The following is a 14,393-nucleotide window of genomic DNA, read 5'->3' as shown; positions in this document are numbered from 1 at the left end:
TGCACCGGAGGAGGACCCATGACGGACGCCGACGACGCCCAGTACCACTCCATCGCCAACCCTCGCCGGACCACGCTCATGCACCGGAGCGTGACCGACACGTACGGGTCCCAACACGAGGAACGCGAGACGCCGGCCGACGACGCCGCGGCGGGCTGACCGCGCAGCGGCTCGCGCCGAGAGCTGGTGCCCACGACAGGGGGCCCGGCCGCACGCCACGTCGTGGCGCATGCGGCCGGGCCCTCTGCGTCGTCCGGGCGGCCGATGTCCGGTCGCCGTCGTCCCGCGATACGAGACGCGGCAAAGTTCACCCGCACCCACCAGAAGGCCTGGTCCCGGGCCGGATGTCACCCTAAATTCATGTGACGGACCTCACTCCCGTTACATTCTGGAAACACTTCCGCTAGCCTGGGGTGCGCATCCTCTCCCACAATTCGGTGGAGCAAGACGGTACGGCGAGTCGATGCAGGCGCATGAAGCACAGCGAGTTCGGCACGGTGAGCAGGCGGGCTAGGTCCCGCGGCGGCCGGTACGACGTGGAACAGGGAACTCGCCGGCGGCCCGACCCCGAGACGGGGTACGAGCCCAGCAGAGCACGTCCAGTCACGTACGACACAAGAACCGAGTGGGGTTACCAGGAATGAATGGCGAATCGATTCGACACTTCACGGACGGCCGCGTTCCCGACGCCGGGATCGCGCACCTCTTCAGCGTCGAGAACCGATTCCAGGCGCGCCTCGACGTCGAGGCCGCACTCGCGCTCGCCGAGGCCGAGATCGGCCTGATCCCGGAGCCGGCCGGCGAGACGATCGCCCGGGCCGCGCAGATCGAGAAGCTGGACCTCGACCGCGTGGCGGCGGAGACGGCGTCCGCCAGCCACCCCCTGATGCCGCTCATCGAGGAGTTCGCCCGCGTGGTCGGGCGCCAGTACGGCGGCTGGGTGCACTGGGGCGCCACGACGCAGAACATCACGCAGACGGCGGACGTGCTCGTGCTGCGCGACGCGCACCGGGCGGTCAAGGACCTGCTCGCCAAGGTGCTGCGCGGCATGTCCAAGCTGGCGGAGGCCTCCGCGGCGGTTCCGATGGCGGGCCGCACGCACAGCCAGCACGCGGTGCCGGTCACGTTCGGCTTCAAGGTCGCCGTCTGGATCGACGAGCTCACCGCGCACACCGACCGGCTCGAGCGCCTCGAGGACCGGCTCTTCCGGGTGCTCATGGGTGGCGCCGTCGGCACGTTCGCGTCGTTCGGTCCCGCGGGGCGCGAGGTCGAGCGCCGGGTCGCCAACCACCTCGGGCTCGGCACCATGCCCGTGCCGTCGCGCGCGATCAACGACGGCATCGTCGAGCTGGTGCTCGTCCTCGGCCAGGTCGCCGGCACGGCCGGAAAGATCGGCAAGGACATCTACTCGATGATGCAGCCGGAGTTCGGCGAGGCGTTCGAGCCCATCCCGGAGGGCACGGTCGGCAGCTCGACGATGCCCCACAAACGCAACCCGCAGCTCGCGCTCGACCTGCTGTCGATGAGCGCCCAGCTGCGTGCCCTCGCGGCGCCCGCGCTCGAGTCGATGCAGCACGACCACGAGGCGAACGGCGGCATGACCGACCTCCTGGAGTCGACGGTCTCCCGCGCCGCCGTCCTGGCCGGCGACATCCTGACCCGCCTGGACGTGATCCTCGACGGCCTCGAGCTGGACGAGCAGCGGATGCGCGCCAACCTGGCGCTGAGCGAGGGCCTCATCGGCTCGGAGTCGCTCATGATGGAGCTCGGCGAGCGCATCGGCCGGCAGAAGGCGCACGAGGTCGTGTACGAGGTGGCGCAGGAGTCGGCCGTGGGCGACGCGCAGTTCCTCGACCTGCTGGTGCGGAACGCGACCGTCAGCGCGTACTTCGACCGGGACGAGATCTGCCGCCTGATCGACCCGAGCGCGTACCTCGGCGAGAGCGTCACCATCGCGCACGACATGGCGCAGCACGCCCGTGCGGTCGCCGACCGGCTGGAGTTCAGCGCCCGGACCGCCAAGCCGGTCCCGCTGTTCGTCCGTGCGGCGGCCCACGAGCCCGCCGACGAGGCGGGCACCGGGGACGACGCCGTCCGCCCGGTCGACGACACCAGGGTCGCCACGGCGGCGCGGACCCCGGAGGAGCTCCTGCTCGTCGGCCTGTAGGTCCTGCTCGCCTGCTAGAAGAGAGTGCCTGACTCCCAGGTACGGCCGGCGCCGGTCACCACCGGCGTCGGCCGTGTCACGGGCGGCGCGCTCTCGCGGGTCTCGACGGTGAGGCCCCCGTCCCGCAGCTCGGCGTCGGGGATCATCCCGGCGTCCGGCACCAGCATCTCGCCGACGCCGCCGCGTCCCGCGGCCCACTCCTCCGCGGCGAACCCCGCGAGCTGGTCGACCCGCTCGTTGTACGGGTTGCCCACGTGACCACGCACCCAGTGGAACCGCACGGGGCCGGTGCGCTCGGTGACGGCACGGTCGATGTCCTGCACCAGGCCGACGTTCCGCACGGGCTCGCCGGCGGGGGAGCGCCAGCCGTTGCGCTTCCACCCCTCGGACCACTCGGACACGGACCGCACGGCGTACTGCGAGCCGGACTCCACGAGCAGCGGCTCGCTGCCGGGGTGCGCGTCGATGGCGCGGAGCAGAGCTGAGAGTGCGGCGACCTGATCGTTGCCCTGGGCCGCGCCGCCCGAGTCGAACTGCCCGCCCGCGTGGTTGATCCACGCCCATCCGATCGCGCCGCCCGGCGCGGCCGACCCGTGCGTGCTGACGATGATCACGGCGTCCATTGTGCATCCTTCTGCCCGAGAATCCGGACGCCTGGCCGGGGGTGGACGCCGTTCGAGAGTTCGGCGCGGCGAAACCGAGGCCAAGGGCCTACGAAACCCATGACCGGCGATCCACGGGCATGATGGCTGTGTGCCTCACGTACCTTCCGACCCCGCCCGTCGCTCGTCCGGCAGCACACCCACGCCCGAACAGCGCGCGCAGGGGCTGCACCCCTCGCGCCCCCGGACCCCCGCCGACATCCGGCGGTGGCGCCGGCTGCTCGCCGACGAGCGGGCCGAGGCCGCGGTCTACCGCGACCTGGCGGGCCGGCGCACGGGCGAGGAGCGGGAGATCCTGCTCGCGCTCGCGCGGGCGGAGAAGCGGCACGAGTCGCACTGGCTCGACCTCCTGGGTCCCGACGTCGGCGCGCCCGTGCGCGGCGACCTGCGGACCCGCGGCCTCGGCTTCCTGGCCCGCCGGTTCGGCGGCGTCTTCGTGCTGGCGCTCGCCCAGCGGGCCGAGGCCCGGTCCTCGTACGCGCACGACGCGGACGCCACCGAGACCATGGCGGCCGACGAGCAGATCCACGAGGAGGTGGTGCGGGCGCTGGCCACCCGGGGCCGCAACCGTCTGTCGGGCACGTTCCGCGCCGCGGTCTTCGGCGCGAACGACGGGCTCGTGTCCAACCTCGCGCTCGTGCTCGGCATCGGTGCCTCCGGGGTCGCGACGAGCACCGTGCTGCTCACCGGGCTCGCGGGCCTCCTCGCGGGCGCGCTGTCGATGGGCGCCGGCGAGTTCGTGTCGGTGCGCTCTCAGCGCGAGCTGCTCGAGGCGTCGTCGCCGTCGCCCACGGCCGACGACGCGCTGCCGCACCTCGACGTCGACGCGAACGAGCTCGCGCTCGTGTACCGGGCGCGGGGCATGGCGAGCGAGGAGGCGACGGCGCGTGCCGACGCCGTGCTCGCGCGGCTCGCGGTGGCGCCCTCGACGGGCGGGCTGCTCCTGGAGCCCGCCGCGGAGAGCGGCGCCGCCGCCGACGTCGACGACCTGGAGACGCACGGGACGGCGTGGGGTGCGGCGGTGTCGTCCTTCCTGTTCTTCGCGTCGGGTGCGGTCGTCCCGGTGCTGCCCTACCTCTTCGGCCTCGACGGGCTGGCGGCGGTCGTCGTCGCGACCGCGCTGGTCGGGATCGCGCTGCTGGTGACGGGCGCTGTCGTGGGTCTGCTGTCGGGTACCTCCCCGCTCACCCGGGCGCTGCGGCAGCTCGCGATCGGGCTCGGTGCGGCCGCCGCCACGTACGTCCTCGGGCTGGTGTTCGGGGCCACCGTCGGGTGATCCCGGCGAGTTCACCCGCCCTGCTCCGTCGCCCGGCCGGTAGCCCGGGATGCACCGGAATGACTGGGATATCGTGCCTCTTCCGACATACGCCGGTACCCATGCACAATATTCTCGATCCGCAAACCGCAGGTATGTAGTTGCTGAACCTCGGAACGCCCCGCAGATTTGATGTGTATGCATGTCTGCTGAGCGGCCCGTCTCGGGTCGGAGAGCGGGAGACCGATGTCGAAGGACGCGCTGACGAGCACGGGGGACCACCTCCGTCGCGTCGTCGTGCGCGCCGTCGGCAGCCTCGCGCTCGGCGCCGCAGGTGTCGCGCTCGGCGTCGGCCTCGCAGCCCCGTCGAGCGCCGCCGAGCGCCCGTCGCTCGGCTCGGTGCTCGGCGACACGGTGGAGGCGACGGTCCAGACCGTCGTGCAGACCACCGAGGCGCTCGGGTCGGTCACGAAGATCGACCAGGCCGCGACGGGCGGCACCGCGTCGGCGACCAAGCCGGCCGCGCCGGGGTCCGCGACCCCCGCGCCGGAGAATTCCGCGCCCGCCGCTGCGCCCGCGCCGGAGCCGGCCGAGCCTGCGGCCACCGCTCCCGAGCAGGCTCCCGCCGAGCCCGCGCCGTCGTCGGCGGGGAAGCCGACGCCGGCCGCGCCGTCGTCGGCGGGGGAGGCGGCGGAACCCGTCACCCAGGCCGTCGACGACGTCGTCGCGGCGGTCTCCGGGAGCGTGCTGGAGCCGGTGACGACGCCGGTCACCGCGGTGACGGAGCCCGTGGGCCAGATCGTCGCCGGTGTCACGGAGCAGCCCGTGGAGCAGGTCGCCGAGGTTGTCGAGCAGGTCTCCGACCCGGTCCTCAAGCCCGTCACGGAGCAGGTCGGCAACGTCCTGACCCCGGTGACCGAGCCGGTCGGCGAGGTGCTCGCCCCGGTGACAGGCGTCGTCGGGCAGATCGTCTCGCCGCTCGCTCCGGTGCTCGACGCCGTGACCGAGCCGCTGGCGCCCGTGACGGGCGGCCTCCTGACTCCCGTGGTCGACGTGCTCGCCCCGGTGACCGGCGTGGTGGGCGGCGTGACCGCCCCGATCACGCAGGTGCTCGAGCCGGTGACCGCTCCGGTCACGGACGCCCTGGCGCCCGTGCTGACGCCGGTCGGCGAGGCGGTCGCCCCCGTCGGCGAGGTGCTCGCCCCGGTCGTCGAGCCGCTGAACCCGATCGTGGAGCCGCTCGTCCCGGCGCCGGGCGTGCTGCCGACCGAGCCGGCCACGAGCGCGCCTGCGGCGGGCGGGCCGACGACGGTGGTCCCGACCCAGCGGGCCGACGACCCCACAGAGCCGACGTACCCGGGGGCGCTGCAGACCCCCGGTGACGCCGCGGGTGTCGTGGTCTGGACCTCAGCCGGGGTCCAGCACGCGATGCTCGACCTGATGAGTGCGCCCGCCCCTGCGGACGCCGTCGACGCGCTGAGCGTCGTGACGGCGGGCGTCGTGGAGACGGGCGGCCCCGGTCTGCTGGGCGCGGGCCTCCCGCTCGCCGCCGGCGGCGTGGGGACCGCGGCGTCCGCCGGGAGTGCCGGTGGCGCCCTGGGCGGCGCCCCGCAGCTCAAGGTGCCGGGCGGCGACGCCCTGGCGGTGCTCTCCGCCCTGCTGGTCTTCCGGGCGCGCTCCTGGCGCGTGTCGACCGACGAGTCGCGCGCCAAGCTGGCGAGCAGCTACACGGACATCCCCGTCTCTCCTGCCTGACCTGGCTGGTCCGCGCACGCGTGTGCGGCACCACCCGACGGCGCACGTGCCGTCGGCTCCACGCCAGGCAAGGAGAGACCCATGCACAAGAACTTCCGACGGGCGCTGTACACCGCGCTCGTGACGGGCGGCCTCGTGGTCGTCGGCGCCGCCTCGGCCTACGCCGTGGGCGACGCTCTGCCGGATGCTGCTCAGGGAGCCCCCGAGACGATCGAGGGTGCTGCCTCGCCTGCTGCTGCGCCCGAGGGGTCGGCCGACGGCGCCGCGGAGGTTGCTCCGGCGGACGACGCCGCGGAGTCCGTCGTGCACGCCGACGTCTCCGGCGTCGTCGAGGAGGTCCTCGACGGGACGCTCGGTGAGGACGGCCTGGTCGACGGGATCCTGGAGGGTCTTCTGCCGGTCGAGACCGAGGTGCCCGGCGCCGAGCCGGGTGCGGGTGAGCCCGGTACGGAGGAGCCCGGTACGGAGGGGCCCGGCACGGAGGAGCCCGGCATCGACAACCCGGGCACCGATCCCGGCATCGACGGCCCCGGCATCCTCGACCCCGACGCGGGTGACCCCGACGTCGTCGAGCCCGGTATCGGTGAGCCCGGTATCGGTGAGCCCGGTATCGGTGAGTCCACGACCGGTGGGCCCGGCACGCACGAGCCGGGCGCGCCCGGACCCGGCCGACCTGGCCGCGACCCGCTCGGGACCGGTGGTTCGCGGCCCGGGCACGAGACAGGACTTCCCGGGGCGGACGTCCCCGGGATCACCCACCCCGCCGGGGACTGGTTCGGCACCGCGGCTCCTGGCGCCGTCGATGCGCCCGGCACCGCCGCGGCCGACGCCGCGCCCGGTACCGCCGACGCGGCCGACGCCGATGCGTCGTCCGGCGACCCGGTCCGGGACGCCGGCGCCGAGGACGCCGGCGTCGACCTCAGTTGGGGTGACAAGGCGGCCGTCGTGCCGACGGCCTACGACCGGCCGCTCCTGGCGGGCGGCGCGCACGAGGGCTACCTCATCGGCACATCGAACAGGCCCGACGGGCAGGTGGTGCCGGTGGACGTTCCCGGCGAAACCCTTGCCCGGACGGGCCCCATGATCACGGGGCAGCTCGCGCTGGTCTCGCTCCTTCTGGGGCTGGGCATCGTGGTGCTCCGTATACGTCGCCGTCGTTACGTGGTGTGAACCACGGAGCGACGGGCGGCAACGGCCCGGGCGCGGTCCTGCCGATGAGCTTGTCAAGGGGCTCGTGAGGCGGGACCGGTTCAGCCCGGGTCGGGGAGGTTCGTGAGGTCGGGGCGCCGCTGGGGGGCGCCCCGGCCCACGGACCGGACAGAACAGAGCGGGAGCTCAGGGCATCGGGGGGTGACCTGGGCGCCCGCTCTGTCATGTCCGGGCTCGACAGCCGGGCGCGCGGTGCGGTGAACGTCATACGGACGACGCCGCCCGACGGCGTTGCCCGGGCATACGATCGGACCACCATGCGCCATCTGCTCGCCGACACCACGCCCCTGAAGGTGTCGCCGGACTACCGGCGCCTCTGGTTCGGCCTGTCGATCTCGAACATCGGCACGCAGGTGACCATCGTCGCGGTGGGCCTGCAGGTCTACGCCCTGACCGGGTCCACCCTCGCCGTCGGCGTCCTGGGGCTGTTCTCGCTGGTCCCGCTGGTAGCGCTGGGCCTGTACGGCGGGGCGCTGGTGGACCACTACGACCGGCGCAAGGTCTCGCTCATCTCCTCGGCGGTCCTGTGGCTGGTCGTGGCCGGCATCGCCGCGCAGGCCTGGCTCGACCTGGAGTCCGTGGAGCTGCTGTACGGCCTGGTCGCGGTGCAGAGCGCGGCGTTCGCGATCAACAACCCCGCGCGCTCGGCGATCATCCCGCGGCTGCTGCCCAAGGAGCTCATGCCCGCGGCCAATGCCCTGGCGTCGCTCTCGATGAACGTCGCGCTGACCGGCGGGCCGCTCATCGGCGCGCTCCTCGTCGCGCAGCTCGGCTACGCCTGGGCGTACACGCTGGACATGGTGCTGTTCCTGGCGGCGCTCTGGGCCGTGTTCCGCCTGCCGCCGGTACTGCCGGAGGGCATGGACGAGGGCGGGAGCGGGAACGGCCGCAGCCGGGTGGGCGCCGTCGGGCTGCGTTCGGTCCTGGACGGTCTGCGCTACCTTGCCACCCAGCCCAACGTGCGCACCACGTTCCTCGTCGACATCTGCGCCATGGTGCTGTCGTTCCCGCGGGTGCTGTGGCCCGCGGCCGGTGTCATCTACCTGGGGGGCGGCGAGACGACGACGGGTGTGCTCGCCGCGGCCTTCGCCGTCGGCGGCATCCTGGCGAGCGTGTTCTCCGGCGGGCTGACGCGCCTGCGCAAGCAGGGGCAGATCATCGTCTGGGCCATCACGGCGTGGGGCGTGTCGATCGCCGCGTTCGGGCTGGTGCTGGTGCTGGTGGGCCGCGGGTCACCCGACGGGACGATCGTCTGGGCCGTGGTGGCTGCCGGGATCGCGCTCGCGTTCGCCGGGGGTTCGGACAGCATCTCGTCCGTGTTCCGCCAGAGCATCCTGCAGACCGCCACCCCGGACCACATGCGCGGGCGGCTGCAGGGCGTGTTCATCGTGGTGGTGGCCGGCGGCCCGCGTCTCGGGGAGATGGTGCTCGGCGCCGAGGCGACCTGGTTCGGCGAGGGCTGGGCGGCCGTGGCCGGCGGGCTCACGTGCGTGGTGCTGCTCTGGTTGATCGTCCGCCTGACGCCGCGGTTCTGGCGCTACGACGCGCGACACCCGGAGCCCTGACGCTCCTGACCCACAGTGCTCCTGACGTGTCAGACCCCCAGGTCCCTCGAGGGACCTGGGGGTCTGACAACTCCTGCGGGGTGGGTCAGTTCTGGTCGGCGACGCTCCCGCCGTCGACGGTACCCGCCCCGTTGCCGTTGATCGGACCGGCCAGGCCCGAGATCAGCCTGTTGATGTCCACGCCCGTGAGCTGCTTGATGACGCCCTGGCCCTCGCTGAGCACCGCGGCCACGTTCTTGGTGAGCGCGGAGGCCCCGTCGGTCGAGACCACGGTCATGCCCTGGATCGAGGCGATCGGCTCGGCGGCGGCCCGGACGATGTCCGGGAGGCGCTCGATGAGCTCCTGCACCAGCGCGGCCTCGCCGTACTTGCGCAGGGCCTCGGCCTTGGCGTCGGTGGCCGTCGCCTCCGCGAGGCCTTCGGCCTCCACCGCGGCGGCGCGCGCCCGGCCCTCGGCCTCGATACCGGCGGCGAGAGCGACCTGCCGGTCGCGCTCGGCCTCACCGGCGCGGCGGACCGACTCGGCGGACGCCTCGGCGTCCTGCAGCGCCGCCGTCTTGTTCGCCTGGGCGATCGTGGTGCGCTTGAACGCCTCGGCCTCGGTGGCCGCGTTGTTGGCGTCGCGGCGGGCGTTCGCACCCTGGACCTCGGCGTACGCCTTGGCCTCCGCGGGCTTGCGGACCTCGATGTCGAGGCGCTCCTGCTCCACGCGCGCCTTCTCGGCCATGGCCTCGCGCTCCTGCTGGGCCACGAGCCGGTCCTGCTCGGCCCGGGCGAGCTGGCCGGCGGCCTCCGCCTCGGCGTTCGCCTTGTCGGTCTCCGCCTTGATGGCGGCCTTCTTGAGGTCGAGCGCCTTCTGACGTTCGGCGATCTGCTCGGCGGCCTCGATCACGGCAAACTCGGACGCACGGTTCGCCTCGGCCTCGGACACCTCGGCGAGCTGACGGGCGTTGGCGGCCTCGGCGCGGCCGAGGTTCGCGAGGTAGTCCGAGCCCGGCGTCGAGATGTCGGAGATGTTCAGCAGATCGACCTGGAGGCCCTGCTCCGAGAGGTCCGTCTTGGTCGACTGCACCACGCGGTCGGACAGGCCCTTGCGGTCCGAGATGATCTGCTCGATCGTCATGTCGCCGACGATCGACCGCAGCGAGCCCTCCAGGGACTCCTTGATGATCTCGGTCAGCAGGTGCTGCTGGGACAGGAAGCGCTGTGCGGCACGCCGCACCCCCTCCTCGTCGCCGCGCACCTTGAAGTTGATCGACGCCTTGATCGCGATCTTGATGCGGTTCTTGTCGACGCCCTCGACGGTGATGCCGATCTGCCGCTGCTCGAGGGAGATCGAGAAGCCCTGCTGCAGCACCGGCCACACGAAGGCCCGGCCCCCGACCACCACCCGCTGGCTCGCCGTCTGGGCCTCGGACTTGCCCGCGCCGCGGCCCACGACGATCAGCGCCTCGTTCGGCGGCACCCGCCGGATCCGGCTCGCGACGAACGCGAGGACGAGGAAGATCGCGAGGACGCCCGCGGCGACGGCGATGACACCTATGAGTTGACCGGTCATTTCGGCTCCTGGGGTGGGGTGTGCCGGCCGAGCCGTCAAGCGGTCCCGGCCGAGGGTGCGTTCGGGGGAGGGGCGGGGGACGGTGGTGCCGGGGGGCCTCAGCGCACGGGCTCGACCTTGACGCGGGCACCGTGCTGCTCGACGACGACGACGCGCGTGCCCTGCTCGATCGGCTCGTCCGAGAACGCGAGCCGGGTCTCCAGCTCCGTGGCGGCGTCCAGCGAGACCTCACCGTGCCCGCGGTCGACGTCGGAGGTCACGCTGCCCTGCGCGCCGACCAGGGAGACCGGGCCGCCGTCCTCGCCGGCCTTGAGGCGCTTGATCAGCACGTTGACCAGGACGATCACCAGGACGGCGACCACGAGGCCCGCTGGGTAGGCCACCCAGACGGGCAGCCCGTTGGACAGGATCACCGTGCCGGTCGCGCCGAAGAGCAGGGCGCCCGCGCCGAGCGACGTGCCCGAGATGGCGCCGTCGGCCAGGTCGAAGAAGTCGCCGAGCAGCAGTGAGGCGAGCGCGAGGGCGAGTCCGAGGAGACCGATGACGATGAAGACGATCATGCGCGTCCGTTCGTGAAGATTCTGGGAGTCGCCCGCAAGTTATCAGGAAATGAAATGTCATCTCCTGATAAAAGGGGTGAACTTCCGCTCCGTCCGCGGTGCGCGGGCGCTACTCCCGCGCCGCGGACTGGCGCCGCAGCGTGCGGGCCGCGGCCAGCGTCAGCAGGGTGGCGAACCAGGCCGCGGCGACGGGCACCAGAAGGCCCGCGGTCGCCCCGGCGTCGTCCACGCGCAGCCCGGCGACGGACGCGCCGAGCGACGCGCCGATGCCGATCGACGTGCCCACCCACGTCAGGGCCTCGGTGAGCTGGTGCTTGCCGACCATCTCCTGCACCAGGCCGTTGCCGGTGATGACGGTGGGTGCGATGGCCAGGCCGGCCACGAACATCGCGGCCGCCAGCGCCCAGAGCGTGTGCGCGAGGAGAAAGAGGGACACGCCCGGTCCGAGCGCGGCCATGCCGATCACGAACCGCCGGACCGCCGGGCTCGTGAAGTGCCGGGCGCCGTAGACGAGTCCCGCGACCATGGAGCCCAGCGCGAAGACTGCGAGCACGAGGCCGGAGGCACCCTTGCTGCCCTGCTCCTCCGCGAACGCGACGGTGACGACCTCCATGGAGCCGAAGATCATGCCCATGGCCACGAAGACGAGCACCAGCACGGGCATCCCCGGCACGAGGACCACCGGCCGTCGCCGCACCTCGGCGTCGGCGGCCACGACGGCCGGCTCCGTGGACCGCTGCACCAGGAACAGCAGGCCGCCGACCAGCGCCGCGATCCCGGCGACCACCAGGGCGGACGGCGCGGCCACCGCCGTCGCCAGCGTCGTGGCCAGCACCGGGCCCACGATGTAGACCAGCTCGTCGATCGACGACTCCAGCGAGTACGCGGTGTGCAGACCGCGGGGGTCGTCCAGCACCCCGTTCCAGCGGGCCCGGACCATGGAGCCGTACGAGCCCTGGCTCCCGCCGGCGATCGCGGCGAGCGGCCACAGCACCCACTCCGGGGCGCCGAGCACGGCGGCCGTGACGAGCCCGCCCAGCCCGGTGACGGAGACCAGCAGCGCGGGCAGCAGCACCTTCCGCTGACCGCGCCGGTCCACCCAGCGGGCGATCTGCGGTGCGAGGAACGCCTGTGCCAGGCCCAGCACCGCCGCGACGCGGCCCGCCATGGCGTAGCTGTCGTACAGACCCTGGACCATGAGCACGGCGCCGATGCCGACCATCGACATCGGGAGCCGGGCCAGCGCGCCGGCCGCGGAGAACTTGAGCGCGCCCGGGGTGCGGAGCACCGCCGCGTAGGGGTTGGAGCGGGGTGAGGCGGCGGTCTGGGGCACGGGTCGAGTCTCGCACCGACCACTGACACCGGCCCCGCGTCTCCTGGTGACCCGGCTCACGGCGCGATCGGCCGGACGGGGCTGGCAACCGGCGGGCCGGTGCCGCACGATGGGCCCCATGACGGACGAGCCCCAGGTGACAGTGGTCGACAACCCCGACGAGTCCCGGTTCGAGGTGCGCGTCGACGGCACCCTGGCCGGCTTCGCGGTCTACGAGACGGATCCGGGTGTCGTGTACTTCGTGCACACCGAGGTCTTCGAGGAGTTCGCGGGGCAGGGCCTGGCGGGCCGGCTCGCGCAGGCGGCGCTCGGCATGGTGCGCGAGGCGGGCGACAAGATCGTGCCGCTGTGCCCGTACATCAAGGCCTACGTGCGCAAACACTCGCCCGAGTACGACGACCTGCTGGGAGCGCCGGTCCCGGAGGTGTGAAAGTAAGTTTCACAATCCTGTTCACTGTGCAAACTTCACATCCGACGCGACATGTGCGAGAGTTTCCCCACGGCGTCGCCCGGTGGCATTGTTCGTCACCTCAGTGTGGCCGATCGACGCCGGCCAACCTAGCAAAACCACATCACCGAGCACCACGGCACCAACCCCCAGCAGCCAGCACCGGAGGTCAAGCACGTGAGGCACCCCGCCCGCCGTGAGGCGACCGATCTGCCAGCCTATGCGCGCACCATGTCGCTCCTGAAGGAACGGCAGGCGGGGGTGATGTCGGGGATCGGACGCCGTGAGTTCCTCACCATGGCGGCGACGGGCACGGCGGCCGCCGCGATCGGTGTCACGATCGCGGCCCTCGACCCGGCCACGGCGCTCGGCGCCCCGGCCATGACGGGCAACGCGACGCCGGAGCCGTCGTCGGCCCTCGGTCTCAAGCGCGAGCTGCGCGCCATGTGGATCGCCACCGTGGCCAACATCGACTGGCCGTCGACGAGCGGCCTCGACGCGGACGCCCAGAAGGCGGAGTTCCTGCACTGGCTCGACGTGGCCGAGGAGCACCGGCTGAATGCCGTGTTCGTGCAGGTGCGCCCCACGGCCGACGCGTTCTACGACAGCCCGTACGAGCCCTGGTCCAAGTACCTGACGGGCACGCAGGGGCAGGACCCGGGGTACGACCCGCTCGCGTTCATGGTCGAGGAGGCGCACCGGCGCAACATCGAGCTGCACGCCTGGTTCAACCCGTACCGCGTCTCGATCGACACCGACCTGTCGCAGCTCGTCCCCGAGCACCCCGCCCGGCAGCACGCCGACTGGGTCTGGGAGTACAACGGCCGGCTCTACTTCGACCCGGGCATCCCCGCGGCGCAGGAGCACATCCAGCAGTCGATCCTGCACGCGGTGGAGAACTACGACGTCGACGGCGTGCACTTCGACGACTACTTCTACCCGTACCCGGTGGACGGCCACGTGCTGCCCGACATCGGCACGTACGAGCAGTACGGCGCGGGCTTCGACACGATCGAGGACTGGCGGCGGAACAACGTCGACCACTTCGTCGAGACGATGAGCGTCCGCATCAAGGAGACCAAGCCCTGGGTCAAGTTCGGGATCAGCCCGTTCGGGATCTGGCGCAACTCCACGACTGACCCGCTGGGTTCGGACACCGGCGGGCAGGAGTCGTACGACGACCTCTACGCCGACACCCGCAAGTGGGTGCTCGAGGGCTGGCTCGACTACGTCAACCCGCAGATCTACTGGCAGATCGGGCTGGCCGTCGCCGACTACGCGAAGCTCGTGCCGTGGTGGGCCGAGGTCGCCGCGCAGTCGGGCACGCAGCTCTACGTGGGCGAGGCGCTCTACAAGGTGACGAGCGGGGTCTTCACCGACCCCGACGAGCTCACCAACCACCTCGACCTCTGCCGGGAGGTCAGCCGCGACGTCGGGCCGATCCACGGCAACGTCTACTACTCGGCCGTGCACGTGCCGGCCGACCCGCAGGGCGCGATGACCAAGGTCGTCGCCGACCACTACCAGCACCCGGCCCTCGTGCCGCCGATGCCGCACCTGCCCGCCGACCCGGTGGTCACCCCGGTGCTCACCAAGGCCCGCCGCGTGAGCGACGGCGTGCGGATCCACCTGGCCGACATCGGCAACAAGGACGCGCGCGCGACGTCGTTCGCCGTCTACCGGGTGGACGGCGCCGCCGAGTCGGTCGACACGAACGATCCGGCGAACCTCGTGGGCACGTTCCGCGCGGTGAGCGGGCGCGTCCAGTCGTGGCTCGACACCTCGGCGGAGCGCGGCAGGACGTACACCTACGTCGTCACCGCGCTGGACCGGGTCTGGAACGAGACCGACCCGAGCCAGCCGCGCGTCGGCGAGTAGGCG

General features: G+C 72.6%; 12 protein-coding genes. 8 read left to right on the top strand and 4 right to left on the bottom strand.

Annotated features, from left to right (window positions below; genetic code table 11):
• The first annotated feature begins 18 nt into the window (after window positions 1–18).
• Both ACIPN7_RS00390 and ACIPN7_RS00385 read left to right on the top strand, forming a co-directional pair.
• Entirely contained in the window at window positions 19–159 is a 141-nt protein-coding gene (locus ACIPN7_RS00390; protein ID WP_377228178.1) for a hypothetical protein, read from the top strand.
• Between the two features lie 481 nt (window positions 160–640).
• Window positions 641–2,167 (top strand): adenylosuccinate lyase family protein, encoded by a 1,527-nt coding sequence (locus ACIPN7_RS00385; protein WP_400536846.1) that lies wholly within the window; start codon window positions 641–643, stop codon window positions 2,165–2,167.
• 14 nt (window positions 2,168–2,181) lie between these two features.
• On the opposite strand, the gene ACIPN7_RS00380 is transcribed toward ACIPN7_RS00385, so the two are convergent.
• Window positions 2,182–2,790, bottom strand: coding sequence for a ribonuclease H (locus tag ACIPN7_RS00380; RefSeq protein ID WP_400536844.1), 609 nt, complete (start codon window positions 2,788–2,790; stop codon window positions 2,182–2,184).
• Between the two features lie 130 nt (window positions 2,791–2,920).
• On the opposite strand from ACIPN7_RS00380, the gene ACIPN7_RS00375 reads away from it, so the two are divergent.
• The 4 genes from ACIPN7_RS00375 (at window position 2,921) to ACIPN7_RS00360 (ending at window position 8,613) form a co-directional block, all read left to right on the top strand.
• Window positions 2,921–4,105, top strand: a complete 1,185-nt coding sequence (locus ACIPN7_RS00375; RefSeq protein ID WP_400536842.1) for a VIT1/CCC1 family protein — start codon at window positions 2,921–2,923, stop codon at window positions 4,103–4,105.
• Window positions 4,106–4,330: 225 nt separating this feature from the next.
• Entirely contained in the window at window positions 4,331–5,839 is a 1,509-nt protein-coding gene (locus ACIPN7_RS00370; RefSeq protein ID WP_400536840.1) for a hypothetical protein, read from the top strand.
• Between the two features lie 81 nt (window positions 5,840–5,920).
• Complete coding sequence (locus ACIPN7_RS00365) at window positions 5,921–7,009, top strand: hypothetical protein (RefSeq protein WP_400536838.1); 1,089 nt, start codon at window positions 5,921–5,923, stop codon at window positions 7,007–7,009.
• A gap of 296 nt (window positions 7,010–7,305) precedes the next feature.
• The gene (locus ACIPN7_RS00360; protein WP_400536836.1) at window positions 7,306–8,613 is read left to right on the top strand and encodes an MFS transporter; all 1,308 of its coding nucleotides are present in this window, start codon (window positions 7,306–7,308) and stop codon (window positions 8,611–8,613) included.
• 85 nt (window positions 8,614–8,698) lie between these two features.
• Here the strand turns inward: ACIPN7_RS00360 and ACIPN7_RS00355 are convergent, their stop codons facing one another.
• From ACIPN7_RS00355 to ACIPN7_RS00345, 3 genes are all read right to left on the bottom strand, one after another.
• Window positions 8,699–10,171 (bottom strand): flotillin family protein, encoded by a 1,473-nt coding sequence (locus ACIPN7_RS00355; RefSeq protein WP_400536834.1) that lies wholly within the window; start codon window positions 10,169–10,171, stop codon window positions 8,699–8,701.
• 98 nt (window positions 10,172–10,269) lie between these two features.
• On the bottom strand, window positions 10,270–10,731 hold the full coding sequence (locus ACIPN7_RS00350; RefSeq protein WP_400536832.1) for an NfeD family protein: 462 nt from the start codon (window positions 10,729–10,731) through the stop codon (window positions 10,270–10,272).
• A 109-nt stretch (window positions 10,732–10,840) separates the two neighbouring features.
• Window positions 10,841–12,064: an MFS transporter gene (locus ACIPN7_RS00345; protein WP_400536830.1), complete on the bottom strand. Its 1,224-nt coding sequence runs from the start codon at window positions 12,062–12,064 to the stop codon at window positions 10,841–10,843.
• 118 nt (window positions 12,065–12,182) lie between these two features.
• Here ACIPN7_RS00345 and ACIPN7_RS00340 point away from each other — a divergent pair, with 118 nt between their 5' ends.
• Together ACIPN7_RS00340 and ACIPN7_RS00335 are read left to right on the top strand one after the other, a co-directional pair.
• Window positions 12,183–12,494, top strand: a complete 312-nt coding sequence (locus ACIPN7_RS00340; RefSeq protein WP_400536828.1) for a GNAT family N-acetyltransferase — start codon at window positions 12,183–12,185, stop codon at window positions 12,492–12,494.
• 249 nt (window positions 12,495–12,743) lie between these two features.
• Complete coding sequence (locus tag ACIPN7_RS00335; RefSeq protein ID WP_400536826.1) at window positions 12,744–14,390, top strand: glycoside hydrolase family 10 protein; 1,647 nt, start codon at window positions 12,744–12,746, stop codon at window positions 14,388–14,390.
• Window positions 14,391–14,393: the final 3 nt, after the last annotated feature.

The organism is Promicromonospora sp. NPDC090134 (assembly GCF_044746965.1).
Classification (GTDB): domain Bacteria; phylum Actinomycetota; class Actinomycetes; order Actinomycetales; family Cellulomonadaceae; genus Promicromonospora.
The sequence above is the reverse complement of the archived record's forward strand: the minus strand, read 5'-3'. Positions and strand labels throughout refer to the sequence as shown.

What these genes read in the sequence shown, in the direction of transcription:
- ACIPN7_RS00390 (WP_377228178.1), top strand. Translation starts at nt 19, where the DNA reads ATGACGGACGCCGACGACGCCCAGTACCACTCCATCGCCAACCCTCGC.
- ACIPN7_RS00385 (WP_400536846.1), top strand. Translation starts at nt 641, where the DNA reads ATGAATGGCGAATCGATTCGACACTTCACGGACGGCCGCGTTCCCGAC.
- ACIPN7_RS00380 (WP_400536844.1), bottom strand. Translation starts at nt 2,790, where the DNA reads ATGGACGCCGTGATCATCGTCAGCACGCACGGGTCGGCCGCGCCGGGC.
- ACIPN7_RS00370 (WP_400536840.1), top strand. Translation starts at nt 4,331, where the DNA reads ATGTCGAAGGACGCGCTGACGAGCACGGGGGACCACCTCCGTCGCGTC.
- ACIPN7_RS00365 (WP_400536838.1), top strand. Translation starts at nt 5,921, where the DNA reads ATGCACAAGAACTTCCGACGGGCGCTGTACACCGCGCTCGTGACGGGC.
- ACIPN7_RS00360 (WP_400536836.1), top strand. Translation starts at nt 7,306, where the DNA reads ATGCGCCATCTGCTCGCCGACACCACGCCCCTGAAGGTGTCGCCGGAC.
- ACIPN7_RS00355 (WP_400536834.1), bottom strand. Translation starts at nt 10,171, where the DNA reads ATGACCGGTCAACTCATAGGTGTCATCGCCGTCGCCGCGGGCGTCCTC.
- ACIPN7_RS00350 (WP_400536832.1), bottom strand. Translation starts at nt 10,731, where the DNA reads ATGATCGTCTTCATCGTCATCGGTCTCCTCGGACTCGCCCTCGCGCTC.
- ACIPN7_RS00340 (WP_400536828.1), top strand. Translation starts at nt 12,183, where the DNA reads ATGACGGACGAGCCCCAGGTGACAGTGGTCGACAACCCCGACGAGTCC.
- ACIPN7_RS00335 (WP_400536826.1), top strand. Translation starts at nt 12,744, where the DNA reads ATGTCGCTCCTGAAGGAACGGCAGGCGGGGGTGATGTCGGGGATCGGA.